The organism is Streptomyces sp. NPDC046727 (genome assembly GCF_040645635.1).
GTDB lineage: Bacteria > Actinomycetota > Actinomycetes > Streptomycetales > Streptomycetaceae > Streptomyces.
Map to the genome: position 1 here is coordinate 408858 of NZ_JBEYYR010000003.1, position 24272 is coordinate 433129.

At 73.8% G+C, this 24272-nt stretch carries 17 protein-coding genes; 11 read left to right on the forward strand and 6 right to left on the reverse strand.

What is annotated here, in order from left to right; translation table 11 throughout:
* Window positions 1–64: 64 nt before the first annotated feature.
* The 5 genes from ABZ937_RS05870 (at window position 65) to ABZ937_RS05890 (ending at window position 8260) form a co-directional block, all read left to right on the forward strand.
* Window positions 65–1759 (forward strand): trypsin-like peptidase domain-containing protein, encoded by a 1695-nt coding sequence (locus tag ABZ937_RS05870; RefSeq protein ID WP_361686076.1) that lies wholly within the window; start codon window positions 65–67, stop codon window positions 1757–1759.
* Window positions 1760–1808: 49 nt separating this feature from the next.
* Entirely contained in the window at window positions 1809–4073 is a 2265-nt protein-coding gene (locus ABZ937_RS05875; RefSeq protein WP_361686078.1) for a tetratricopeptide repeat protein, read from the forward strand.
* A gap of 31 nt (window positions 4074–4104) precedes the next feature.
* The gene (locus ABZ937_RS05880; protein WP_361686080.1) at window positions 4105–5679 is read left to right on the forward strand and encodes a VWA domain-containing protein; all 1575 of its coding nucleotides are present in this window, start codon (window positions 4105–4107) and stop codon (window positions 5677–5679) included.
* A gap of 221 nt (window positions 5680–5900) precedes the next feature.
* Window positions 5901–6980 (forward strand): hypothetical protein, encoded by a 1080-nt coding sequence (locus tag ABZ937_RS05885; RefSeq protein WP_361686082.1) that lies wholly within the window; start codon window positions 5901–5903, stop codon window positions 6978–6980.
* A complete protein-coding gene (locus tag ABZ937_RS05890; RefSeq protein ID WP_361686084.1) occupies window positions 6977–8260 on the forward strand; it encodes an ABC transporter substrate-binding protein in 1284 nt (427 codons plus the stop codon). Before ABZ937_RS05885 ends, ABZ937_RS05890 begins: the two co-directional genes overlap by 4 nt.
* 36 nt (window positions 8261–8296) lie before the next feature.
* On the opposite strand, the gene ABZ937_RS05895 is transcribed toward ABZ937_RS05890, so the two are convergent.
* Window positions 8297–9139 (reverse strand): patatin-like phospholipase family protein, encoded by an 843-nt coding sequence (locus ABZ937_RS05895; RefSeq protein WP_361686086.1) that lies wholly within the window; start codon window positions 9137–9139, stop codon window positions 8297–8299.
* Between the two features lie 150 nt (window positions 9140–9289).
* Here ABZ937_RS05895 and ABZ937_RS05900 point away from each other — a divergent pair, with 150 nt between their 5' ends.
* The gene (locus ABZ937_RS05900) at window positions 9290–9601 is read left to right on the forward strand and encodes a hypothetical protein (protein ID WP_361686088.1); all 312 of its coding nucleotides are present in this window, start codon (window positions 9290–9292) and stop codon (window positions 9599–9601) included.
* Here ABZ937_RS05900 and ABZ937_RS05905 read toward each other — a convergent pair.
* Complete coding sequence (locus tag ABZ937_RS05905) at window positions 9598–10746, reverse strand: magnesium and cobalt transport protein CorA (RefSeq protein WP_361686090.1); 1149 nt, start codon at window positions 10744–10746, stop codon at window positions 9598–9600. The two genes, ABZ937_RS05900 and ABZ937_RS05905, sit on opposite strands and share 4 nt — an antisense overlap.
* A gap of 155 nt (window positions 10747–10901) precedes the next feature.
* Here ABZ937_RS05905 and ABZ937_RS05910 point away from each other — a divergent pair, with 155 nt between their 5' ends.
* On the forward strand, window positions 10902–12044 hold the full coding sequence (locus tag ABZ937_RS05910) for a winged helix DNA-binding domain-containing protein (protein WP_361686092.1): 1143 nt from the start codon (window positions 10902–10904) through the stop codon (window positions 12042–12044).
* Between the two features lie 83 nt (window positions 12045–12127).
* Entirely contained in the window at window positions 12128–12673 is a 546-nt protein-coding gene (locus ABZ937_RS05915) for a DUF5701 family protein (RefSeq protein WP_361686094.1), read from the forward strand.
* 94 nt (window positions 12674–12767) lie between these two features.
* Here the strand turns inward: ABZ937_RS05915 and ABZ937_RS05920 are convergent, their stop codons facing one another.
* From ABZ937_RS05920 to ABZ937_RS05930, 3 genes are all read right to left on the reverse strand, one after another.
* Window positions 12768–13559: a serine protease gene (locus tag ABZ937_RS05920; protein WP_361686096.1), complete on the reverse strand. Its 792-nt coding sequence runs from the start codon at window positions 13557–13559 to the stop codon at window positions 12768–12770.
* 206 nt (window positions 13560–13765) lie between these two features.
* Window positions 13766–16894, reverse strand: a complete 3129-nt coding sequence (locus ABZ937_RS05925) for an AAA family ATPase (protein ID WP_361686098.1) — start codon at window positions 16892–16894, stop codon at window positions 13766–13768.
* Window positions 16895–17047: 153 nt separating this feature from the next.
* Window positions 17048–17878 (reverse strand): helix-turn-helix transcriptional regulator, encoded by an 831-nt coding sequence (locus ABZ937_RS05930; RefSeq protein ID WP_361686100.1) that lies wholly within the window; start codon window positions 17876–17878, stop codon window positions 17048–17050.
* A gap of 114 nt (window positions 17879–17992) precedes the next feature.
* Between ABZ937_RS05930 and ABZ937_RS05935 the strand changes: the two genes are divergently transcribed.
* Window positions 17993–19666 (forward strand): AMP-binding protein, encoded by a 1674-nt coding sequence (locus tag ABZ937_RS05935; RefSeq protein WP_361686102.1) that lies wholly within the window; start codon window positions 17993–17995, stop codon window positions 19664–19666.
* The gene (locus ABZ937_RS05940; RefSeq protein WP_361686104.1) at window positions 19663–21255 is read left to right on the forward strand and encodes an AMP-binding protein; all 1593 of its coding nucleotides are present in this window, start codon (window positions 19663–19665) and stop codon (window positions 21253–21255) included. The genes ABZ937_RS05935 and ABZ937_RS05940 overlap by 4 nt, the downstream gene beginning before the upstream one ends.
* Window positions 21256–21354: 99 nt before the next feature.
* Here the strand turns inward: ABZ937_RS05940 and ABZ937_RS05945 are convergent, their stop codons facing one another.
* Window positions 21355–22122: a hypothetical protein gene (locus tag ABZ937_RS05945; RefSeq protein ID WP_361686106.1), complete on the reverse strand. Its 768-nt coding sequence runs from the start codon at window positions 22120–22122 to the stop codon at window positions 21355–21357.
* A gap of 255 nt (window positions 22123–22377) precedes the next feature.
* Here ABZ937_RS05945 and gcl point away from each other — a divergent pair, with 255 nt between their 5' ends.
* Window positions 22378–24156 (forward strand): glyoxylate carboligase, encoded by a 1779-nt coding sequence (gene gcl / locus ABZ937_RS05950; RefSeq protein ID WP_361686134.1) that lies wholly within the window; start codon window positions 22378–22380, stop codon window positions 24154–24156.
* The last annotated feature ends 116 nt before the right edge of the window (window positions 24157–24272 follow it).

The following is a 24272-nucleotide window of genomic DNA, read 5'->3' on the forward strand; positions in this document are numbered from 1 at the left end:
GGCTCCGCAACGACCCCGTGCACACCAGTAGTACCGGACGGGTACGCGGAGTAACCTCGGGACCATGACGCGCACGGGGGAGCGAGTCGTCACAGCGCGGTTACGGACACCGTCCTGGATCGCGCGCATCGAGACGCCGGACGGGACGGTCCTCGGGGCGGGCGTGCTGCTCGCCCCCGAACGGGTGCTCACCGCCGGCCACAACGTCCGGCCCGGCCACCGGTACACCGTCCGGCTGGTCGGCGTACCCGGTCTGGCCGCCGTGCCCGCCACCGTCCACCCCGACGAGCATGTGCCCCAGCGGGAGGACACCTTCGGCGACCGCAGCGGCGACCTCGCCCTGCTCCGGCTGGCCGCGCCCCTGCCCGCCGAGCACACCACCCGGCTCTACCGGCTCGCCGCCCCGCACGGACCCGTCAGCATGTACGGCTTCCCGGAGGACGACGACGGCGGGCGCTGGCACGGCGCCACCCTGGTCGCCGCCCGCGGCCGGGACAGCCAGGTGCAGCTGCGCCCGCTCACCCCCGGCGAACTCGCCGCCCCCGGCTTCAGCGGTGGGGGAGTCGTCGACCACGCCACCGACCAGGTCATCGGCATCGTCCTCAGCGTGGACGACCGACCGGGCTCCGTCTTCAGCTACATGAGCCCCACCGAGACCATCCTCAGCCATCTGCCGCAGGTCGCCGCCTGGACCGACGGCGCCGAGGCCGTCGACCCCCGGCTGCGCACCGGCACCGGCACCGGCGCCGCCGGCCGGCTCGACGTACCGTTCGCCACCGAGCTCGCCGCCTGGTTCCGCGGCGAGGGCTGGCCGGTGCTGGTCACCGACGTCCCCGCCCGCGGCGACCGCGCCTGGACCCTGCAGCGCGCCGTCACCCTCGCCGACCGCGAACTGCGCACCCTCCGCAACACCAGCGCCGTCAGCCACGACCCGCCCGAGACCGTGCCCCCGGCCGGCGCCCACGATCTCGCCCTGGACGTCAAGGGGATGACGGTCGCGGAGGTCATGGACCGCATCGCCGAACGCCTCGGCATCCGCGACGACCCCCGCCCCGAACGGCTCGGCGCCCTGCGCGTCCCGCTCGCCGCCGTACTCGTCGCCGTGGACCAGGCGGCCGACCCCGACGCCCTGCTCGGCCTGCTGGACCGGCTCGCCCGGCAGGGCGCCCGGCTGCTGCTGGCGTTCCGCCGCCCCGGCGAGCGCGCCACCCGGGCCGCCGAGACCCTCGTCCACCGGCCGCTGCGCAACCGCTGGGCCACGCTGCACGCCGAACTCGACCGGATCACCGAGGAGCTGGGGCCCGCGCTGGACGTCCGCCGGGACCGCGTGCTGCCCGCCCTCGGCACCCAGCCCCTGCTCGACCAGGCCGAAGCCGGCGTGCGGCGGACCCGGATGCTGCGCGCCTGGGTCGCCCACACCCCCGACCAGGAGCGCGAACCCGGGCGCGCCGACCTGCTGTTCACCTTCGAGGACGCCGTCGGCCGGCGTCGCCGGCGCCTGGAGGAGGCCATCGGCCTGCTCGACGCCCGGCTGCGCCGCCGCGAGGAACTCCTCGGCCGCGTCGGCGCCGAGTGGCCGCTGTGCCGGCAGCGGGCCGCCGCGCAGGGCGACCGGGTCATGGCGGCGTACCGGCTGTACGAACAGGCCCAGTCGCTGCTGCGGCAGACCCCCTGCGACATCGAGCGGGCCGAGGCCGCCGTCGAGCGGTTCGTCGGCTTCTGCTCCGCCACGGCACCCGGAGCGGAGGGCGTGTCATGACGTCCACCAGGTGCCGAGCGGAGCGGGCACCCGGAGAGGAGCGCGCCTCATGACCTCGTGCGTCCGGCCCGGCTGCGCGGGCCGCATCATGGCAACCGGCTACTGCGACACCTGCGGCCACCGGCACGCCGAGCCGCGCACCGAACCGCCCGCCCGGCGCCCGGCCGGCACCGCCGAGGAGATGCCGGGGCCGGCGGCCGTCCACGCCGTCGCCGGAATCGGCGAACTCGACCAGCACGGACTGGTCGTCCTGCCGAAGATCCCCGTCCCCGACGACGACGTGCTGGTGGAGGACCCCCGCCCGCCCACCGGGGGCCGCCGCTGCGGCGCCGACGGCTGCACCATGACCATCGGCATCGGATACGGCGGCCAGCCCGCCCGCCCCGCCGGCCGCTGCCCCCGCTGCGGCACGCCCTACTCCCTGCTGCCCGAGCTGACCGAGGGCACCGTCGTCGACGACCACTACCGGGTCCTCGGCTGCCTCGCCCACGGCGGCCTCGGCTGGGTCTACCTCGCGGCGGACACCCACGCCGACGGCCACCGGGTCGTCCTCAAGGGCCAGATCAACGTGAACGACGCCCTCGCCCGCCGCACCGCCGTAGAGGAACGCCGTTCCCTCACCGACCTGCACCACCCGGACATCGTCCGCCTCATCACCTACACCGAGCACCAGGCCCCCGGCCGCCCGCTCAACGGCTACCTGGTCATGGACTACATCGGCGGGCGCTCCCTGCAACAGCTCTTCGACGCCGACGACATCGAGCGGATCTTCCACGGCCGCCCCGGCCTGGACCACGTCCTCACCTACGGCTGCAAGATCCTCGGCGCCCTGCAGTACATGCACGAACGCGGCCTGCTCTACTGCGACATGAAGCCCGCGAACGTCATCCACTTCGACCGGGCGATCAAGGTCATCGACCTCGGCGCCGTCCGCGCCATCGGCGACCGCACCTCCGCCTACGTCTACACGGCCGGCTACGCACCCCCCAAGGAGGAGATCGACCGCCGCGGCTGGCACGTCGACAGCGACCTCTACACCGTCGGCATGACCCTCCAGTTCCTGGCCCGTGGCACCGAACCCGCCCGCGGTCTCGCCCCCGACTCCTTCCGCCGCCTGATCGCCCGCGCCACGCACGCCGAACCCCGGGCCCGGTTCCGCTCCGCCGCCGAGATGTCCCGCCAGCTGTGGGAGGTCCTGCGCGAGTTCCGCTCCCTGCAGTTCGGCGAGCAGCTGCCGGAGAGCTCCACCCGGTTCCGCGCGTCCGGCGCCAGCCTCGACGCCGGACTCGGCGCGATCCCCGCCCTGGACCACTGGACCGGCCGCCCCGGCGAGCACCCCGCCGGCCTGGACGTCTCCCCGCCCCCCGCCGCCGAGGTGGCCGGCGCCCTGCCGGAACCGGTCCCCGATCCCGACGACGGCGCCGCCCTGCTGCTCGACACCTTCCCGCCCGACGCCCCCGACCGGGTCGCCCGGCAGTGGCCCCACGAACCCCGCCTCGGCACCCCCGAGACCGCGCTGTGGCTGTGCCGCGCCTACCTCCGCAAGGGCGAGCAGCCGGCGGCCGAGAGCTGGCTCGCCGAGGCCGAGACCCAGCTCGGCGAACGCGCCGCCCACGACTGGCGCATCGCCTGGCACCACGGCGTACTGCACCTCAGCAAGGGCGAGGTGGACCTGGCCGGCGCCCGCTTCGACGCCGTCTACCAGGCGCTGCCCGGCGAGTGGGTGCCCAAGCTCGCCCTCGGCTACTGCGCGGAACGCACCGGCGGCGGGGGCACCGGTGGCGGGCGTCCGGCCCGCGCCATGCGGTACTACGAGGCCGTCTGGAAACGGGACGCCGCGCACACCGCCGCAGCCTTCGGCCTGGCCCGCGGCCACCTGGCCGGCGGCGACCGGGACGCCGCCGTCCGCGTCCTGGACGAGGTCCCCGCCACCTCCCGGCACTACGACGCCGCCCGCATCGCGGCCGTACGCATCCGCGCCGGCCTCCTGCACGGCCGCCCGCCCACCCCGGCCGGCCTCGGGGACGCGGCCCGCCGGCTGCCCGAACTGCGCCTGGACGGCGGCGCCGCGGCCGGCGAGTCCCGGGCCCGGCTGGAGGCCGAGGTCCGCGAGAACGCCCTGCACAGCCGGCTGGCCCAGGGCTGGGGACCCGACTTCCCCGCCGGGGACCTCCTCGGACCCGGCGACGAGGAGAGCCTGCGCACCCGGCTGGAGCACTCCTTCCGGCAGCTCGCCGCGCAGGCCCGCACCGCCGGGGAGCACGGCCGGCTGCTCGACCTGGCCCACGCGGTCCGGCCGATGACCACCTTCTGACCACACCCACGAACCCGGGAGAGAGGCAGCGATGACCGTGGCCGAGGAGACCGAGGTGACCCTCGCGGTCGGCCAGCAGAAGGAACTGCCCGTCGTGCCGGACGCGGCCGGGCACCACCCCGACCGGGAGATGCACGCCATCCTGGAGATCGGGGTCAGGAGCCCCGGCGGCGCGGAGCGCACCGGCGCGCCCGCGCCCGGCACCGGGCCCGCGCTCGCCGAGGTGCTGATCGTCGACACCTCCCGCTCGATGCTCCACCCGGCCGCGAAACTGCACGCGGCCAAGGACGCCACCGTCGCGGCCCTCCGGATGCTGCCCGACGGAACCGCCTTCGCCGTGCTCTCCGGACGGTTCGACGCCACCGTGGTCCATCCCGGGCCCGGCCGCCAGGCGCTCGCCGTCGCCGGGCCCGGCGAACGCGAGGCCGCCGAGCGTGCCGTACGGATCCTGGACGCGGACGGCGGCACCGCCGTCGGCGCCTGGCTCGACCTCGCCCGCTGGCTGCTCAAGGACCAGCCCGCCCCCGTCAAGCACGTCCTGCTGCTCACCGACGGGCGCAACGAGCACGACCACCGGTCCGACCGGCCCCTGGACACCGTCCTCGACGCCTGCGCGGGCCGGTTCGTCTGCGACGCCTGGGGCATCGGCGACGACTGGGACGCCGAACTGCTGCTGCGGATCAGCCGGCGGCTGGACGGCCGTGCCCGGGCCGTCCGCGCCGAATCCGAACTGACCGCAGCCTACGAGGAGTTGATGGCCGGGCTGCTCGGCACGGCACTGCCCGAGCTGCGCATCCGGCTCACCCCCACCCCCGGCACCGTGATCCGCCAGGTCAAGCAGGTGGTGCCGAACGAGCAGGAACTGTCACCCGTCCCGGCCGGGTCCGGCGGGCGCGCCGCGGAGTACGTCACCCGCGCCTGGGGCGACGAGGTACGGCACTTCCAGGTCGTCCTGACCGCCGACCCGACCGGCCGCGAGACCGGCGAGGACCTCCAGCTGGCCGCCGTGGAGATCGTCGTACCCGACGTCCGGCGGCCGGTACGGCTGCCCGCGCCGCAGCCCGTCCTGGTGCGCTGGACCGACAACCCGCTGGACGCCTCCCGGCAGCACCCCGGGGTCTGCCGGCACGAGCTGTACCAGCAGGCGAGCGCCGCCGTCGCCAAGGCGTACCGGGCCTGGCTGCGCGGCACGGAGGGCCGCGACACCGCGGACCGCGAACTCGCCCGCGCCCTCGCGCTCGCCGGTGAACTGGGCGACGCCCAGCTGCTCGGCGCGCTCCTGCTGATCGAGGCCGCGCCGGGCACCGGCCGGATCCGGACCGACCTCAAGGACGTCGACTGGCAGCACCTGATCCTCTCCAGCGCCCTGACGACCCCACCGGCGGCAGCGGGTGCGGGCGGGGCGGACGCCGCCGTCAGTTCCGGAGGAGGTGCCGCGCCCGGGGCGGGTGCCGGGTCCGCCGCCTCACCCGACTCCGGCGATCCCGCGTTGCCCGTCCGCCCCGACGGGCTCGTCGCATGCCCGGACTGCGACTGGCTCGGCCCGGCCGACTCCGTGTACTGCGGCGGCGACTGCGGGCGGCTGCTGAGGGGGTCCCCCGCATGAACGCAGGCAGAGGCGGGGACGTCGGCGCGGGCGACGGGAAGGGCAAGGCCTCCGGCCCGGGCGCCGGCGGGGTTCCGGCCGCTGGGGCGGGCGCCGGTGGGGCTACGGCTTCTGGGGTGGGCGCCGGTGGGGCTGAGGCTTCTGGACCCGGTGCCGGCAGGAATACGGCTCCCGGGGCGGGCGTCGGCAGGGCTACGGCCTCCGGGCCGGGCGCCGGCCGTATGACAACCGTCGGTGCGGGCGCCGATGGGGGGACCGGTACCGTCGCCTCCGTCGATCAGCCCGCCCCGTCGTACCCGCCCGCGCACCCGGCCGACCGCCGAGCCCCTGACCGGTCCCCCCGCTCCCTCGCCCGGCTCCGCGGTGCCGGGGCGCGTCCGTCGGAGGGCGGCGGGAGTACCACCGCCCGGGACCTCGCCGTCCGCCACCGGCTGCTGCTGGCCCTGTCGGCCCTGCTCACGCTGGCCCTGTTCCTCTCCTACCAGGGCGTGCACGCCGACGCGAACCCGCTGCGCACCTCCAGCGCCCCGGCCGTCCTGTCGCTCGACACCGCGCTGTACGCGCTCGGCCAGGCCCAGCAGGACGCCGGCGCGCCGGCCCCGACCAGCGACTTCCAGAAGCAGATCTCGGTCGCCGCGCAGAGCCTGGCCGCCGCCGCGGCCGACGACGACATCGGCGGGCCCGCGGGCCGGCAGGCCCTGCAGACGGTCGCCGGACTGATCACCGTCTACTCCGTCAAGGTCCAGCAGTCCCAACTCCAGCCCGACGGAAGCATGTTGCGGGAGGCGTACCTGAGCTACGCCACCAGCATCCTGACCGAGAAGGGCTCCGGGATACAGGCCCGGCTGAAGGCCCTGCAACGGCAGCAGCGGGCCGCCGTGCACCGGCAGACCTCGTTCGGCCCGCTGCTGTGGCTCGCCTGGACCGTGACCCTGCTGCTCACCCTCGCCCTCGGTGCCGCGCTGCTGGAGACCCAGCTCTTCCTCCGCCGCCGCTTCCGGCGCCGCTACAACCGCCAGCTCATCGCCGCGGCCGTCCTGCTGCTCGCCGGGGTCGTCACCACCGTGCTGTTCACCGTGTGGACCCAGCAGGGCATGGCGGACACCCGGGCCCTGCTCGACCGCCCGCTGCCCGGGCGGCTCATCCCCGACGCGGGGCGGGACACCGCCTCGTACCTCGCGCACACCGGCTTCCGCGCGGCGGCGGCGGTGTGGATCCTGATAGGAGGCGTCCTGCTCATGGCACTGGCCGAGACAGGCCTGCGGCGGCACATCGACGACTACCGGTTCAGGCCCCGGTGAGCGCCCGGCCCCGGCCCTCCCGCCGTCTGGTCCGCACCGTCACCGTGGTGGCGAGCTGCCTGGCAGTCCTCGCGGCGGCCGTCGTGATCGGCGTACGCGCCCTCGGGCAGGAGCCGACCGTCACCCTGCTGGCCAACTGGACCGGCGACGACGAGACGAACTTCCGGAAGGCGGTCATCGAGCCCTTCGAGCGGAAGTACCACGTCCATGTCGACTACCAGGGCAGCAACGCCGAGAGCCAGGTGCTCGGCGCCGATGTGGAGGCCGGGACACCGCCCGACGTGGTGGTGCTCACCGGCCCCGGCGAACTCGCCGAGTACGCCCGGCAGAAGCATCTGGTCCCGCTCGAAAAGCTGGTGAACAGCGAGGACTTCGGCACGTCGTGGGCCACCCGGCTGACGGACGGCCATGTGTACTGGTTCCCGCTCAAGGCCGACCTGAAGAGCATCGTCTGGTACCCGGCCGGCGTCGGGGAGCAGCAGCGCAGACAGGCGGTGCACCAGCCGGCCGAGTGGTGCGTCGGCATGGGCTCCGGCGCCACCAGCGGCTGGCCCGGCACCGACTGGATCGAGGACATCCTGCTCCAGCGGTACGGCCCGGACGTCTACGAGCGGTGGGCGCGGGGCGAGCTGCCCTGGCGGTCGAAGCAGGTGAGAGACGCGTGGACCACCTGGGGCGGTCTGGTCGGCGCCGGAGGCGACCCGGACCTCGTCCGGCGGGCCCTGAAGACCCCGTACGAGAAGGCGTCGGAACCGGTCACCGCGACCCCGCGCGGCTGCACGCTGGAGCACCAGGCGTCGTTCATCCGCAACCGGCCCGCCTGGCAGGACGCCGACGGCCGCTACGAGCCCTCCGCCCAGCTGATCTTCGGGGCCCCCGCCACCCGCGCCTGGGAGGTCTCCGGAGACCTGGTCGCCCTGCTGCACGCCACACCGGAGGCGAAGCAGCTGATCCGCTACCTGGCCTCCGCCGACGCCCAACGCGCCTGGACCGCCGAGGAGTCGGGCTTCTCCGTCCACGCCGGGGTCCGGCCCGACCCCGGCGACGCCCGCTCCGACTGGCACCGCTCCCTCGCGCTCACCCTCCGCGACGACCGGGCGGTGCGCTGCTTCGACGCCTCCGACGCGATGCCGCCGGCGGTACGCGACGCGTTCGCCGAGGCGACGATCGAATTCCTCGCCCACCCCGGCCACCTGGACACCCTGCTCCGCTCCCTGGACACCCTCAGCGGCACCCGGGGCCTGACCTGGCTGCCGTCGGTGTGCGACCGCGGACCGTGAACCCGCCGGCGTACGGCCGGGGAGGGAGGTGCCGGCTCAGCCCCGCGTCCAGGGGAGCGTGAGTGCCCGACCCTGCGCCCGGCCCGCCTCCGCGGCGGGGCGGCGGGTGGCCGGGTCCAGCGGGTTGTCGCCGATCGCCGCGGCCGACGCCTCGTCGGGAGCGACGACCACGACCTCGGCGCCCGCGGCGCGCAGCTCTGCCACGGACCGCTCCAGCGGCTGCTCGCTGGGGAGCGGCTCGGTGGGGCCCAGCGGCACCAGCACCAGCACCCGGTCGGCACCGGCGGCGAGGTCGGCGTTGGCGACGGACCGCACCCCGCCGTCCACGTACCGGCGGTCGCCGATCGTCACCGGCGGCCACACGCCGGGCACGGCACAGCTCGCCGTGACAGCGTCCACCAGTGGCACGCCGGAGGCCCGGTCGAAGACCCGCGGTTCACCGCTCTCCGCGTCCACCGCGACGACTTTCAGGGCCCGCTCCGGCCACTCGTGGGACGGCAGCCGCGACTCGATCACCGCGCGCCGCTCGGGCTCGGAGACGGTCCGCGAAGCAAGCGCCACCTTCCCCACCGCCCGTCGCAACTCCGCCATGGACGAGGCCGATTCCATGGCGCCCCCGATCTCGGCGGCGAACTTCTCCATATCGATCTCGCCCATGATCTCGGCGGCCTGCAGCGCGGGGTCCGTCTGCCGCGCGTACAGCTCCTCCAGGCTCAGCCCACTGCCCAGCTGGGCCGCCACGGTGGACCCGGCGGAGGTCCCCACGAGCAGACCGGCCCCCGTCACGTCCCGCCCGGCATCCGCGAGCCCCGCCAGCAGCCCCGTGATCCAGGCGATCCCACCCACTCCACCGCCACCCAGCACCAACGCGTCACTCACGCCCGCCCCTCTCACCGAGTCCGTGATCCACTCGTACGACACCACACCGTCCGCGCGCATTCCCGTCCGCGAGGCGCGAGCCCGGGCATCGTCTCAAAGCGCCAGCAGCCGCTCCCGGGCCTTGGCCCCCTCTTCCCGCAGGCGCCGTCCGTGTCCAGCACACCCGACCCGAACGCCCTGGGCGGCGGACGCAGGCCGAGCAGCCGGAGTTCGTGGCCGGGATCGTCGTACAGCACGTGCCACTCGGCGATGGACGCGTCCCGGTCCGCCGTCTTCGTGCCGCCGCCCGACCGGGCGTACCCGGGGATCGAGGCTCCGCCGTGGACGAACTTCGCGCCCTGGGCCGGCCCCCAGAGGCATCCGCGTATCTCCCAGTCGGTCCGGATCCTGCGGATCTGCGTGCGTACGGCGGCGAAGGTCGCGGAGCACTACGGCCGTCCCGCCGGTGTCCGCTCGTCCTAGAGCCAGTCCCGTCGCTTGAAAATGACGTACAGGCTTCCGCACACGAGGCCCATCAAGCCGATCGCGAAGGGATATCCGAAGCCCCACCGCAGTTCGGGCATGTGGACGAAGTTCATGCCGTAGATGGTTCCGACCAGCGTCGGCGCGAAGAGGATGGCGGCCCAGCTGGAGATCTTCTTGACCTCCTCGTTCTGCTCGAAGCCCGCCTCCGCAAGGGCCCGCATCTCCGCGTTCTGCTGCTGGGTGACCAGGGTCGCGTTGACCGTGAGGATCTCGGTGAGGGCCTGGCGGAAGCCGTCGACGCGTTCGCTGATGTGGGTGACGTGGTCGGCGACGTCCCGCAGGTAGCGCTGGAGTTCCTCGTCGGTCTCGTACTTGGCGAACCCTGCCATCAGACCGTGCAGCATGCCGACGAGCGGGCGGGTGGCGCGCTGGAACTCGACCATCTCCCGGGAGAGCTCGTAGATACGGCGGGACACCTCGGGGTCGCCGCGGAACACCTCGGTCTCGATCTCGTCGATGTCGTTCTGGACGCCGGCCACGACGGGCGCGTAGCCGTCTACCACCGCGTCCAGGATCGCGTAGAGCACCGCTTCCGCGCCGAGTTTCAGCAGCTCGGGTGATTCCTCCATGCGGTGGCGGACCGCCGACAGGCCAGGGGCGGCGCCGTGCCGGACCGTGATGACGAAGTCCGGGCCGACGAACACGTGCAGTTCGCCGAAGTCGACCTCCTCCGGCGCGTCCAGGTAGCGGGCGGCCCGCAGGACGACGAACAGCGTGTCGCCGTACCGCTCCAGCTTGGGCCGCTGGTGGGCCTCCATCGCGTCCTCGACGGCGAGCGGGTGCAGCCCGAACTCGGCAGCCAGGGACTGCAGTTCGTCGCCGGTGGGACGGGCCAGGCCGATCCACGCCATGCCCGAGGGCTGTTCGCGCAGCGCGCGGTAGGTCTCGGCGAGGCCGGCGGGGGAGGCGACCCGGACGCCGTCGCGGTAGAGCGCGGCCTCCACGACGCTCGCCGGCCCGGCGGCCCCGGCCGCACCGGCGGCGGGTGTGGGCGGCTCGGCGGCGGGCGGCTGGGGCGCGGTGGCGGCGCGGCGCCAGACGGACCTGCGTCCGCCGTTCCTGCCGTTGAATCGCTCGGACATCGGCCGCCTCTCCGTGGTGCCTGCGTACGGCGTGATCACCCAGCGGGGGTATGTGCAGGATATCCGCGCGCCGTGCCCGGTCGCCGGGTTCGGCCCGCCGTCCACCGGGCCCATTGCGGACAGAGGCTGTCCGCAATGGGGGTTAGCGTGCGGGCATGACTGAGAGCAGTGAGCGGCGGCGCACGGGCCGCGGGGGCGACCCCGCGCGCGTGGCCCCCGTCCTGGACGTCCGTGCCCTGAACCGCGCCACCCTCGCCCGGCAGCTCCTGCTGCGCCGCTCCCCGCGGTCCGCGCGGGACGCGGTCGAACACCTCCTCGGACTTCAGGCGCAGAACACCAAGCCCCCGTACTACGCCCTCGCCGCCCGCCTGGACGGGTTCGCGCCGGACCAGCTGGCCGGGCTGATGGCCCGCCGGGAAGTGGCGCGGATCGTCACGATGCGGTCCACGATCCACACCCACACCGCCGACGACTGCCTCGCCCTGCGGCCCCTGGTGCAGCCGGCCCGCGACCGCGAGCTGGGGAACTTCCGCAAGGGGCTGGCCGGCGTCGACCTGGACCGGCTCGCCGCCGTCGCCCGGGAGCTGGTCGAGGCCGGGCCCCGGACCATGGCCGAGCTGCGCCAGGCGCTGGCCGCCGAGTGGCCGGACGCCGACCCCGGGGCCCTCGCCGTCGCCGCCCGCTGCACGCTCCCGCTCGTCCAGGTGACCCCGCGCGGGCTGTGGGAGGAGAGCGGCCAGGTCGCTCTCACCACCGCCGAGCAGTGGCTGGGCCGCCCCGCCGAGCCGGCCCCGGCGCCGGAGTCCGTGGTCCTGCGCTACCTCGCCGCCTTCGGCCCCGCCTCCGTGAAGGACATGCAGACCTGGGCCGGGCTCACCCGTCTGCGGCCCGCGTTCGACAGGCTGCGCCCGCGGCTGCTGACCTTCCGTGACCCGGACGGCGTGGAACTGTTCGACCTGCCCGACGCCCCGCGGCCCGACCCGGCCACCCCGGCCCCGCCCCGCTTCCTGCCCGAGTTCGACAACCTCCTGCTCTCCCACGCCGACCGCACCCGCGTGATCCCGCCCGCCCACCGGGGCCGCAACGCGCGGGGCAACCAGGCCTACCGCACCCTCCTGGTCGACGGCTTCCTGGCCGGACTGTGGAAGCTCGACCCCGGCGCCCTGGTCATCGAAACCTTCGACCGGCTGACGAAGGGCCGGCGGGAGGAGGTGGCCGCGGAGGGGGAGCGGATGCTGCGTGTGCTGCATCCGGGGGAGTCCTACGACATCCGGTTCGGGGACGTCGTACCGCGCTGACGCCCGGCGGCAGGCGGAGGGGAAGGTTCCGACGGGCCGTCACGTTGACCCTGGGTCCCCGTGTCGTCGTCCCTGGGAGCATCGTGCCCGAGACCACGCCCGTATCCGCCCCCGTTCTGCCCGCACTTCCGGCCCCGAGCGCACAGGCCGAACGACTGATCGAGCTGGGGGTGCACGAGACCGCCGGGCTGTCCGCCGCCGAGGTGCGTGCCTTCGCCGCGACGGGAGAGGACCTCTCGGGCGGCGGGGCGCTGCTCGCCGTTCACCCGGACCGCGCCCCGGCCTCCGCCCTCGCGCCGCTGCTCCGCCGCGCGGGGAAGCCCGGGTTCGTGGTCGTCGACATGCCCGACGTCGACCTCTTCGCCCCGCTGGACACGGTGGCGCTGCCCGACGCCCCGCTCTACTTCCTCACCGGCCTCGACCGCGGCGACCACATGGCCAACTGGAGCCCGGACGAGGCGCTGCCCGCCCTCAACACCGAGGCCCGGACCCCGGCGATCTGGATCAGCAACGGGACCGGACGGGACGGCCGCGAGCGCCGTGACGCCCCCAAGGTCGGCTGGTGCTGGGCGGGAAACCGGCACACCTGGCTGGGCTTCGCCTCCGCGACGGGCCGCCGGACGGCGTAGCCGGGCACGTGGATAGGGGGCGTTGCGGGCCGCTCGTGGTGGCTCGCAACGCCCCCTGGCAATCACCCGAGGGGTGCTCGGGAAATCTTCCGGGCTACGAGTTGACCTGCGTGGTCACCAGGTCCGAGAAGGTGGTCAGCCGGGTGTAGACACCCGGGTAACCGGCCTCCGCGCACCCCTCGCCCCAGGAAGTGATCCCTGCCAGGACGCCCCCGATGATCAGGGGACCGCCGCTGTCGCCCTGGCAGGTGTCAACGCCACCGGACGTGTATCCGGCGCAAACCATGTCGGACTGGACGAAGTCCGAACCGTAGGAGGAGCGGCAGCTGGAGTCGGACACGATCGGCACGGTCGCGGTCCGCAGCTGGTTGGAGGAGCTGCCGTTCTCCGAGGTGGTGCCCCAGCCGAGGATCCGGGCCGTGGTGCCGGCCGCGTAGACGCCCGTCTGGGAGGAGGAGACGTACTTGGCCGCGGTGTACGGCATCGACGTCGAGAGAGTCAGCACGGCCACGTCGTCGCCGTTGGTGGCGTCCGTGTAGTCCGGGTTGATCCAGATCTTGCTGACCCGGCTCACCGTGCCGTTGGTGCCGTTCAGGTAGGTCCGGCCGCCGACCACACGGACGCTGCTGGTGGTCTCGCCGACCATGCAGTGCGCGGCCGTCACGACCTTCTGGGCGGCCACCAGGGTGCCGCCGCAGAACTGGTTCCCGGACGCGTCCGTGATCTGCATCATGAACGGGTACGCGGTCGTCGTGGTGGTCGTACCGCCGACGATGGGCTGGGGTGCGGCGCTCGCCGTGGGGGAGGCGAGCAGCGCGGTCGCCGCGGCGGCGGCGGTGGCCACCAGGGTCGCGGCGGTCTTTCTGGCACGTCTGAGCCCGAACATGAGTCTCCTCAGTGGGGGTTGCACCGGTGGGGGTCGCGCGGGTGTGGGGGGTGTGCACGGGGGTCGCGGGACCGACCCCCGTGTGCCCGGGCGAGCGGCACGCCCCTTACGCTAGGACCCGGAACCCTTGGCTCCCAATGAGGGAACCCCCTAGGGGGTTGGGTGAGGGAAAACCCTCGGTCCGGTTCAGTTAACCGGCCGTGTTCTCACTTCGCGCGGCGACCTGCCGCCAATCGGACGATGTCGACCCGCGATCGGATCCCCAGCTTGCGGTAGACCCGGGTCAGCGTCGCCTCCACCGTCTTCACGCTGATGAACAGCCGGGCCGCGATCTCCCGGTTGGTGGCGCCTTCCATGACGAGCGCGGCGACCTGACGCTCCATCGCGGCCAGCATGTCCAGGGCGGCCGGCGCGTCCGGAATGGCCGGCGCCGGTTCCGGCTCGGGGGTGGTGAGGGCTTCCTCCACTTGGCGCAGCCAGGGCAGCGCCCGGCAGCGGCGGAACATCCGCATCGCCTCGTCGACGGCCGCGGAGGCGGAGCCTATTCGCACCTCCGTGGCGCCAAGACCTGCGGCTCGGGCCTCCGGAACGCCGAGGCCGGTGGCTCGGATCTCTGCGGCGCCGAGGCCGGTGGCCCGGGTCTCTGCGGTGCCGGAGCCGGTGGGTCGGGCCTTCGTGAGGCCGGAGCCGGTGGCTTGGGGTTCCGTGGCGCCGAGGGCGGTGGCCCGGGTCTCTGCGGTGCCGGAGCCGGTGGCCCGCGTGTCCGTGGCGCCCAGGCCGGTGGCCCGGGTCTCTGCGGTGCCGAGGCCGGTGGCTCGCGTGTCCGTGGCGCCGAGGCCGGTGGCCGGACGTCTGCTGCGCAGCCGGGCCAGCGCGAACGCCGCCCGCGCCTCCTCCAGGCCGTAGCCGAGCTTGCCGAGCCGGTCCTGAGCGGACGTCAGCTGGGCGACGGCCGCCTCCAGGTCGCCCTGCGCGGCGCGCACCAGGGCCTCGGACCGGTCGAGCACGGCGAGCACGCTCTCCCTGCCGAGCCGCAGCGCGTGCTCGCGGCTGACGTCGATGACGTCCTGCGCCTCGGCGGGTTCACCGATCCGGACGAGTGCCTCGGCGAGGTCCCCGTGCCAGCGACCGCGGGCCGGGTCGGTGATGCCGAGCCCCAGCTCCAGGCTGCGCACCCGGCGCAGCGAGCGCACGGTGCCCGCCGGGTCCCCGGCCACCAGCTGGGCGTACCCGAGGGCGCCCAGCGCCCGCGAGAGGTACATCTGGTCGCCGTCCTCCTCGGCGTGCTCCACCGCCTCCCGGGCGAGCGCCAGCGCGCGGTCCACATCGCCGCCGGAGGCCTCCGCGAGCGAGGTGAGCATCGCCGAGGCGGTCTCGCCGATCCCGGAGTCCCGGGCGAGCCGCAGGCTCTCGCGGGCCAGGTCGAGGGCGCGTCCGCAGTGCCCGGCGCGCAGTTCGGTCTCGGCGAGGCCGCGCAGGAAGTGCACCTCGCTCTCCACCGAGCCGCGCCGGCGGACCTCGCGCAGCAGCGCGGTGACGGTGGCCCGGGCCTCGGCCAGCTGGTCGCCCATGACCAGCCAGCGGAACCGGGCGCTGCCCGCGCCGTTGTGATGGCAGGCCACCCGGGGGTCCTGGGGTTCCTTCAGGGCCCGCTTGATGGTGCGGGGTGCCTCCGGATGGCCCATCAGGGTCTCGGTCTGCGCCTGGAAGGCGAGGGCGAGCAGCTCGGTGCGCCGGTCCTGGCCGCGCGCCGCCAGCTCGGCGGCGTGCGCGGCGGCCTCGCGGGCCTCGGTGAAGTCGCCCTCCACGATGAGCGCCCGCCACGCGAGCTGGTAGTGGACGAGGGCCAGCAGCCGGGGGTCGTCGCCGGCGTCGGCGAGGGCCTGGGGGAAAACGGCGTCGACCTCGGCCATGGTGTGGCCGGCGGTGTCGATGACGATGATCCAGGCCCGCACCCGGTCGGCGGGCACCGCCGCCCGGGTCAGCACCTCCCGGGCGATGTCCCGGGCCAGGTCGACCTCGCCGGCGGTGATCGCGTCCTCGGCGGCGGTGAGCCGGCGCTCCTCCTGGCTCGGGGTGCCGTCGGCGGGGGTGTGCCGGGCGGCGAGCAGCCCCAGCTGGGCGGCGACCGACGGTGCCCCGCGGTCCCGGGCGAGGGCCGCGGCCTCGGCGAGCCGGGCGGCCACCTCGGGGTCGGTGCCGGTGGTGGCGAGGGCCAGGTGCCGGGCCCGCTCTATCGGGTCGGACGCGGCGGTGGACAGCGCGGCGTGCGCGGCCCGCCGTTCGTGCGCGGGCGCCTCCGCGTACAGGGCGGCGGAGATCAGCGGATGCGCGAACCGTACGGCCGGGGCGTCGGGCTCGGTGGCCAGCAGCCCGAGTTCGGCGGCCTGGGCGCACTCGGCCTCGGCGTTCTCCCGGCCGGCCGCGTGCAGCAGGGCCGGGGTGGGGCGGGCGCCGGCGCTGGCCACGAGCAGGGTGCGGCGGGCCTCCACGGAGAGCATGTCCAGCCGGCTGAGGACCAGGGCGCGCAGCGAGGTCGGCACCGGCAGCGGTTCGCCGGGGCGGGGTGGGGTGGGGTTCTCGGCGAGGGCGCGGCCGAGTTCCAGGGCGAACAGCGGGTTGCCGCCGCTGGTGCGGTGGATCTCGCGGACCGTGGAGCGGCTCAGGCCGCCGTGGCCGCGATGGTCGAGCAGCTGGGCGACCTGGGTGCGGGAGAGCGCGGCCAGCCGGACCGCGAGGGTGCCCGGCGGGCAGGCACGCAGGTGACGGTCGTACTCCTGGCTCTCCTGGCCCTCCGTGCGGACCGCGCAGAGCAGTTGCACCGCGGTGCCTTCCAGGCGCCGGGCGGCGAAGCCGAGGAGTTCGGCGCTGGCCGGATCCAGCCACTGCAGGTCGTCGGCGACGACCAGGACCGGGCCGTGGGCGGCGAGCGCGCGCAGCGCGGAGAGCACCGCGAGGCGCAGGGCGAGGCCGTCGCGCTGCAGGCTGGACTCGCCGCGGCCGGTGAGCGCCGACTCCAGGGCGGTGCGCTGGGCGGCGGGCAGGCGGGGGGCGACGTCGTCGAGGACCAGGCCGAGGAGGTCGGCGAGGGCGAGGAACGGAAGGTGGGATTCGGACTCGGTGGCCGAGCAGCGCAAGACGGTGCGCGCGGTGGCGCCGTATTCCTCGGCCAATGCCCGCAGGACGGTGGATTTCCCTATTCCGGCGGGGCCGTGGAGCAGCACACTGCCCCCCGAGGCGAGTTGCTCCCGGGCGCCGGCGAACAACTCCTCGCGGCCGATGACCAGGTCGGGGCGGCACCTGGCAGGCTCCTGGAAGTCCCGTCGCACGGTCACCGCTCCCCTCGTGTGTCGTGTCCGGGCCAAATTCTAGGCAACGATCCTTGAAATTCGGACGGAAGCCGTGGTGAGGGAAATAACAAACAGTCATGCAGAGGGAAATTCAAAGTGGCGCCGAATGAATGGGAAGGTTTCCTCACCGCCTTCGGGTCATGGCAGCAGCCCCGCCCTGCGGGCCGCGGTCACCGCCTCCCCTCGTGTGTGCGCGCCCAGCTTCCGCATCGCCGCACGCAGATACCCCTTGACCGTCTCCGGCCGCAGGCCCAGTCGCTCGGCCACCGCCGCGTTGGTGGCCCCTGCCGCCACCCAGGACAGCACGTCCAGCTCGCGTGGCGCCAGGGTCACGCCCCCGGCTCGCGGCGGCGAGGTCAGCAGACCGCACGCGGCCAGCAGTTCCTCCCGCAGCCCCGGGTCGCCGATCCGGGGGGCCAGTGCCCGCAGCGCCGCATGCGCCTCACGCACCTGCTCCCAGGCGGCACCCTGATCGGGGCCGGCCCGCTCCGGCCGGGCCGCCGCCAGCAGCCCCCGCGCCTCGTCCCGCACCACCAGCGCCTGCTCCACGTCCCGCGCCGCCGCCATCGCCGCGCCCAGCGTGCGGTCACCGAGCGGCTGGGCCGAGCGCAGCGCGCCGTACAGCACCCCGCGCACCCGGCGTCGGACCACGACCGGCACCGCGAGCACCGAGCGGATGCCCTCGGCGGCCACCGGTACGTCGTACTCGTGGCTGATCTGCCGGGAGCTGGGGTAGTCCGGCACCGCGCACGGCCGGGCCAGCGCCACCGCCTTGCCGCCGAGCCCGCTTCCGGAGGTCACCGCGAGCGAGCGCAGCGCGGCCGTGGTCGTGCCGCTCAACTCGCTGATGCGGACCTGCGGCCGGCCGGACTCCAGCAGGCCGCCGAACGCGACGGGCAGTCCCGTCGCGCGCCGCAGCCGGGCCAGCGCGCCCCCGATCTCCACCGCCCCCGCCGCGTCTGCCGTCACCTGTCCGCCCCTCCGCGTGCCCACACCCCCGTTCGGGGGTAGTGAGACCTGCATCACGGATTAGACGATGCCAGAGAGCCGCCCGGCAATGGTCCGGAACATGGGAGGACGCAGATGACGACGGCGACCGATGCCTTCAGGAACGCACGGGACTTCCTCCTGGAGCACCGTGAGGACTACGCCACCGCCTACGAGGGCTTCCGCTGGCCGCGGCCGGCGCACTTCAACTGGGCGCTGGACTGGTTCGACGTGATCGCCGCCGGCAACGACCGGACCGCGCTGCACATCGTCGAGGAGGACGGCGCCGAGACCCGGCTCTCCTTCGCCGAGCTGGCCGAACGCTCGAACCGGGTGGCCCGGTGGCTGCGCGGGCGCGGGGTCGCCGCCGAGGACCGCATCCTCGTCATGCTCGGCAACCAGGCCGAACTGTGGGAGACCGCGCTGGCCGCGATGAAGCTGCGCGCCGTCGTCATCCCGGCCACCCCGCTGCTCGGCCCGGCCGACCTGCGCGACCGGGTGGACCGGGGCCGGGTGAAGCATGTGATCGTGCGGGCCGAGGACACCGCCAAGTTCGCCGACGTGCCCGGCGCCTACACCCGGATCTCGGTCGGCGGCCTGCCGGAGGAGGGCTGGGAGCCGTACGAGGACGCGTACACCGCTCCCGCCGACTTCGTCCCCGACGGCCCGACCCTCGCCGACGACCCGCTGATGCTCTACTTCACCTCGGGTACGACCGCCCGCCCCAAGCTGGTCGAGCACACCCACACCTCGTACCCCATCGGGCATCTGGCCACCATGTACTGGATCGGCCTCAAACCCGGTGACGTGCACCTGAACATCTCCTCGCCCGGCTGGGCCAAGCACGCCTGGTCCAACCTGTTCGCGCCGTGGAACGCCGAGGCGACCGTCTTCCTCTTCAACTACACCCGCTTCGACGCGTCCCGGCTGATGGCCGAGATGGACCGGGCCCGTGTGACCACCTTCTGCGCCCCGCCGACCGTGTGGCGCATGCTCATCCAGGCCGACCTCGGGCAGCTGCGCACCCCGCCCCGCGAGATCGTGGCCGCCGGGGAGCCGCTCAACCCCGAGGTCATCGAGCAGGTCCGGCGCGCCTGGGGCGTCACCGTCCGGGACGGCTTCGGCCAGACCGAGACCGCCGTGCAGGTCTCCAACAGCCCCGGCCAGCCGCTGAAGACCGGCTCCATGGGCCGCCCCAGCCCCGGCTTCCGGGTGGATCTCCTCGACCCGGTCTCCGGCGCGCCCGGCGCCACCGAGGGCGAGATCGCCCTCGACCTCTCCGAGCGCCCGGTCGGCCTGATGACCGGCTACCACGGCGACCCCGACCGCACGGCGGAGGCCATGGCGGGCGGCTACTACCGCACGGGGGACATCGCGACCAGGGACGAAGAGGGCTATCTCACCTATATCGGCCGGAGCGACGACGTGTTCAAGGCCTCGGACTACAAGGTGAGTCCGTTCGAGCTGGAGAGCGCGCTGCTGGAGCACGAGGCGGTGGCCGAGGCGGCCGTCGTGCCCGCCCCGGACGAGCTGCGGCTCGCCGTGCCCAAGGCGTACATCGTCCTCGCCGAGGGCTGGGAGCCCGGCCCCGACACCGCGAAGGTCGTCTTCGAGCACTCCCGCGAGGTGCTCGCCCCGTACAAGCGCATCCGCCGGCTGGAGTTCGGCGCGCTGCCCAAGACCGTCTCCGGCAAGATCCGCCGGATCGAGCTGCGCGAGGCCACGGCCGCGGGCTCGGCGAACGAGTACCGCGAGGAGGACTTCCGGTGACCCAGGGGCAGTCGTACACGCACGGGACGAGCCCGACCGTCCTGCTCGGCGACACCATCGGCGCCAACCTGGACCGGGCCGTCGCGACCTGGCCGGACCGCGAGGCGCTGGTCGACGTGGAGTCGGGGCGGCGCTGGACGTACGCACAATTCGGCGTGGACGTCGAGGAGCTGGCGCGGGCGCTGGTCGCCGGCGGGGTCACCAAGGGCGACCGGGTGGGCATCTGGGCGGTCAACTGCCCGGAGTGGGTCCTGGTCCAGTACGCCACCGCCCGCATCGGCGCGATCATGGTCAACATCAACCCGGCGTACCGCACCCACGAGGTCGAGTACGTCCTCGGCCAGGCCGGCGTCCGTCTCCTCTTCGCCTCCCTGCGCCACAGGACGAGCGACTACCGGGCGATGGCCGAGCAGGTGCGGGGCAAGTGCCCCGAGTTGCGGGAGGTCGTGTACATCGGCGACCCGAGCTGGGAGGCGCTGCTCGCGCGAGGGACGGCCGACGTCGTGTACGAGGACCTGTCCTGCGACGACCCGATCAACATCCAGTACACCTCGGGCACGACCGGCTTCCCGAAGGGGGCGACCCTCTCCCACCACAACATCCTCAACAACGGGTACTTCGTCGGGGAGTCGATCGCCTACACCGAGCAGGACCGGATCTGCCTTCCGGTGCCGTTCTACCACTGCTTCGGCATGGTCATGGGGAATCTGGCGGCCACCTCGCACGGCGCCTGCATGGTCATCCCGGCCCCGTCCTTCGACCCGAAGGCCACGCTGGAGGCGGTGCAGCGGGAGCGGTGCACGTCCCTGTACGGCGTGCCCACCATGTTCATCGCCGAGCTGAACCTCCCGGACTTCGCCTCCTACGACCTGTCCACCCTGCGCACCGGCATCATGGCCGGCTCGCCCTGCCCGGTGGAGGTGATGAAGCGGGTGGTCGCCGAGATGCACATGGAGCAGGTCTCCATCTGCTACGGCATGACGGAGACGTCCCCGGTGTCGTTGCAGACGCGGATCGAGGACGACCTGGAGCACCGCACCGCCACCGTCGGCCGGGTCCTGCCCCACCTGGAGGTCAAGGTCGTCGACCCGGCCACCGGAGTGACCCGGCCCCGAGGCACGGCGGGGGAGCTGTGCACGCGCGGCTACAGCGTGATGCTCGGCTACTGGAACGAGCCGGAGAAGACGGCCGAGGTGATCGACGCGGGCCGCTGGATGCACACCGGGGACCTCGCGGTCATGCGCGAGGACGGCTACGTGGAGATCGTCGGCCGGATCAAGGACATGATCATCCGCGGCGGCGAGAACATCTACCCGCGCGAGGTGGAGGAGTTCCTCTACGCCCACCCGAAGATCCGGGACGTCCAGGTCGTCGGGGTGCCGCACGAGCGGTACGGCGAGGAGGTCCTCGCCTGCGTGATCCCGCGCGACCCCGCGGACCCGCTCACGCTGGAGGAGCTGCGGGACTTCTGTCAGGGACGTCTGGCGCACTACAAGGTCCCGAGCCGGCTCCAGATCCTCGACTCCTTCCCGATGACGGTGTCCGGGAAGGTCCGCAAGGTGGAACTGCGGGCGAAGTACGGGGTGTGAACCGCCCGCAAGCGAGCATCCGCTGAATGTTCCACGGCGATCCCCGGGCGAGCGCGCTGTCGGTGGTGTACCCGTCCCGGGGTTCGTCGGGCGGCCGTGTCACACGTGCCCGTCCCGCGCTCTGGTCGCCGGCGCCGGCGCCCCCGTGACGTGCAGGGCCTCGGCGGCGTCGTTCACCGGCTGCGGCACGCCCGCCAGGTCGAGCACGAACAGCGGAATCCCCAGCGTGTCCGCGCCGGCCCGGGCGGCGCTGGTGTAGCCGGCGAGCGAGAAGTACACGCACTGCGCGGACTCGGTCATCGCCGTCAGCCACAGGCACTCCACGTCCCGCGGGGCGGCCGGCCGTACGGTCGGGTCCACCTGGGCGAGCAGCCCGCGCGCGGCGAGCCCGATGCCGTTCGGGGGCCGCTGGTCGGCGCGGCGGATGTCCCGGTAGCCGAGCCAGCGCAGATAGAGCGCGGCGGTGGTGACGGCGTCGCGGGCGGTGCGGATGGTGTGGGGCTGGAAAGGGGCGCGGTGCCCGGCCGGGCCCTCGGTGCCGTCGTCCGGTTCGTGGCCGGCGGCGCGAGCGTGCGGGGGCTCGGCCGGAGCCGTCTCCCCGGCCGGCGGCTGCGCCACCGCGATGCGCAGGACCGTGCCGCACGGGCAGCCCAGTTCCGGACGCGGCCAGTGGCCCAGGCGCCCGCAGGCCGCGCACGGCACCGTGAGCCACTCGTCCTCCCAGGCGCGGTGCGCCGCCACGGCCGGCTCCGTCGCCGGATCCAGGCGCGGGGCGGTGGGTGTCCCGCAGGCGCAGGGATACGCCGGCGCGGTGTAGACATGCGCGCGCCGGCAGACCGGGCAGCGCACCGGAACGCTCTCGGGCATGGCCCACTCCAAGGCGTCGCGTCGGGACGGCGCTACCCATGGTCCTCCTCTGCGGCCCTCCTGTCCGGCGCTTGCCGCTGTCCGGACCGCTCTTGACGACCTCCGCGCGCCCACCTACATTGCTTCCAGATAGTAGAAGTTAAGTTCCGCATTACGGAAAGTTTGCGGAAATGGACCACCTGGAGACTGTGCTCACCGCGGGGCGCGACGGGAGTACGCATCCGACAGCCGAAGCAGGAGTACTCGATGGCTCGTATGACCGCTGCCCGCGCGGCAGTTGAGATCCTCAAGCGCGAGGGCGTCACCGACGCCTTCGGTGTGCCGGGCGCGGCGATCAACCCGTTCTACAAGGCCCTCAAGGAGGGCGGCGGCATCAACCACACCCTCGCCCGCCACGTCGAGGGCGCCTCGCACATGGCCGAGGGCTACACCCGCACCGAGCCGGGCAACATCGGCGTCTGCATCGGCACCTCCGGCCCGGCCGGCACGGACATGATCACCGGTCTGTACTCCGCCATCGGCGACTCCATCCCGATCCTGTGCATCACGGGCCAGGCGCCCACCCATGTGATCCACAAGGAGGACTTCCAGGCCGTCGACATCGCCTCGATCGCCAAGCCGGTCACCAAAATGGCGGTCACCGTCCTGGAGGCCGCACAGGTCCCCGGCGTCTTCCAGCAGGCGTTCCACCTGATGCGCTCCGGCCGTCCCGGGCCGGTCCTGATCGACCTGCCGATCGACGTCCAGCTCACCGAGATCGAGTTCGACCCGGAGACGTACGAGCCGCTGCCGGTCTACAAGCCGGCCGCGACCCGCGCCCAGATCGAGAAGGCCATCTCCTTCCTCCTGGAGTCCGAGCGCCCGGTCATCGTCGCGGGCGGCGGCATCGTCGGCGCCGACGCCTCCGACCTGCTGGTCGAGTTCGCCGAGCTGACCCAGACCCCGGTCATCCCCACCCTGATGGGCTGGGGCACCCTGCCCGACGACCACGAGCTGAACGCTGGCATGGTCGGCGTCCAGACCTCGCACCGGTACGGCAACGCGAACTTCCTGGAGTCCGACTTCGTCCTCGGCATCGGCAACCGCTGGGCCAACCGCCACACCGGCTACAAGCTCGACGTCTACCGCGAGGGCCGCACGTTCGTCCACGTCGACATCGAGCCCACCCAGATCGGCAAGATCTTCCCGCCGGACTACGGTGTCGTCTCCGACGCCAAGGCCGCGCTGGAGCTGTTCATCGAGGTCGCCAAGGAGCTGAAGGCCGAGGGCAGGCTCCCCGACCGCTCCGACTGGATCGCCTCCACGCAGGAGCGCAAGGCCACCCTGCTGCGCCGTACGCACTTCGACAACGTGCCGATGAAGCCGCAGCGCGTGTACGAGGAGATGAACAAGGCCTTCGGCCCGGAGACCCGGTACGTCACCACGATCGGCCTGTCCCAGATCGCCGGCGCGCAGATGCTGCACGTCTACAAGCCGCGCCACTGGATCAACTGCGGCCAGGCCGGCCCGCTGGGCTGGACCATCCCGGCCGCGATCGGTGTCGCCAAGGCCGACCCGGACTCCCCGGTCGTCGCCCTGTCCGGCGACTACGACTTCCAGTTCCTGATCGAGGAGCTGGCGGTCGCCGCGCAGCACCGGATCCCCTACGTCCACGTCCTGGTGAACAACGCCTACCTGGGCCTGATCCGCCAGGCGCAGATCGGCCTGGACATCAACTTCCAGGTCAATCTGGAATTCGAGAACATCAACACGCCCGAGATCGGCGTCTACGGCGTCGACCACGTCAAGGTCGCCGAGGGCCTGGGCTGCAAGGCGATCCGGGTCACCGAGCCGGACCAGCTGGGCGCCGCCTTCGAGGAGGCGAAGAAGCTGGCCGCCGAGTACCGGGTGCCGGTCGTCGTCGAGGCGATCCTGGAGCGGATCACCAACATCTCGATGAGCCGCACCATGGACATCAGCGACATCAGCGAGTTCGAGGACCTGGCCACCGAGCCCGGCCACGCGCCGACGTCGATCAAGACGCTGAAGGTCTGACCGGCCTCGACCAGCAGGGGCGGGGGCGGGGGGGGGGGGGGGGCCCCCGCCGGCGGTGGGCGCGCGGGCGCGGGCGGCGGGGGGGGGGGGGGGTCGGGACCGCCCCCCCCCCCCCC

Coding starts and splice junctions, on each gene's coding strand:
- ABZ937_RS05870 (WP_361686076.1), top strand. CDS start 65: ATGACGCGCACGGGGGAGCGAGTCGTCACAGCGCGGTTACGGACACCG.
- ABZ937_RS05875 (WP_361686078.1), top strand. CDS start 1,809: ATGACCTCGTGCGTCCGGCCCGGCTGCGCGGGCCGCATCATGGCAACC.
- ABZ937_RS05880 (WP_361686080.1), top strand. CDS start 4,105: ATGACCGTGGCCGAGGAGACCGAGGTGACCCTCGCGGTCGGCCAGCAG.
- ABZ937_RS05885 (WP_361686082.1), top strand. CDS start 5,901: ATGACAACCGTCGGTGCGGGCGCCGATGGGGGGACCGGTACCGTCGCC.
- ABZ937_RS05905 (WP_361686090.1), bottom strand. CDS start 10,746: ATGTCCGAGCGATTCAACGGCAGGAACGGCGGACGCAGGTCCGTCTGG.
- ABZ937_RS05910 (WP_361686092.1), top strand. CDS start 10,902: ATGACTGAGAGCAGTGAGCGGCGGCGCACGGGCCGCGGGGGCGACCCC.
- ABZ937_RS05920 (WP_361686096.1), bottom strand. CDS start 13,559: ATGTTCGGGCTCAGACGTGCCAGAAAGACCGCCGCGACCCTGGTGGCC.
- ABZ937_RS05935 (WP_361686102.1), top strand. CDS start 17,993: ATGACGACGGCGACCGATGCCTTCAGGAACGCACGGGACTTCCTCCTG.
- ABZ937_RS05945 (WP_361686106.1), bottom strand. CDS start 22,122: ATGCCCGAGAGCGTTCCGGTGCGCTGCCCGGTCTGCCGGCGCGCGCAT.
- gcl (WP_361686134.1), top strand. CDS start 22,378: ATGACCGCTGCCCGCGCGGCAGTTGAGATCCTCAAGCGCGAGGGCGTC.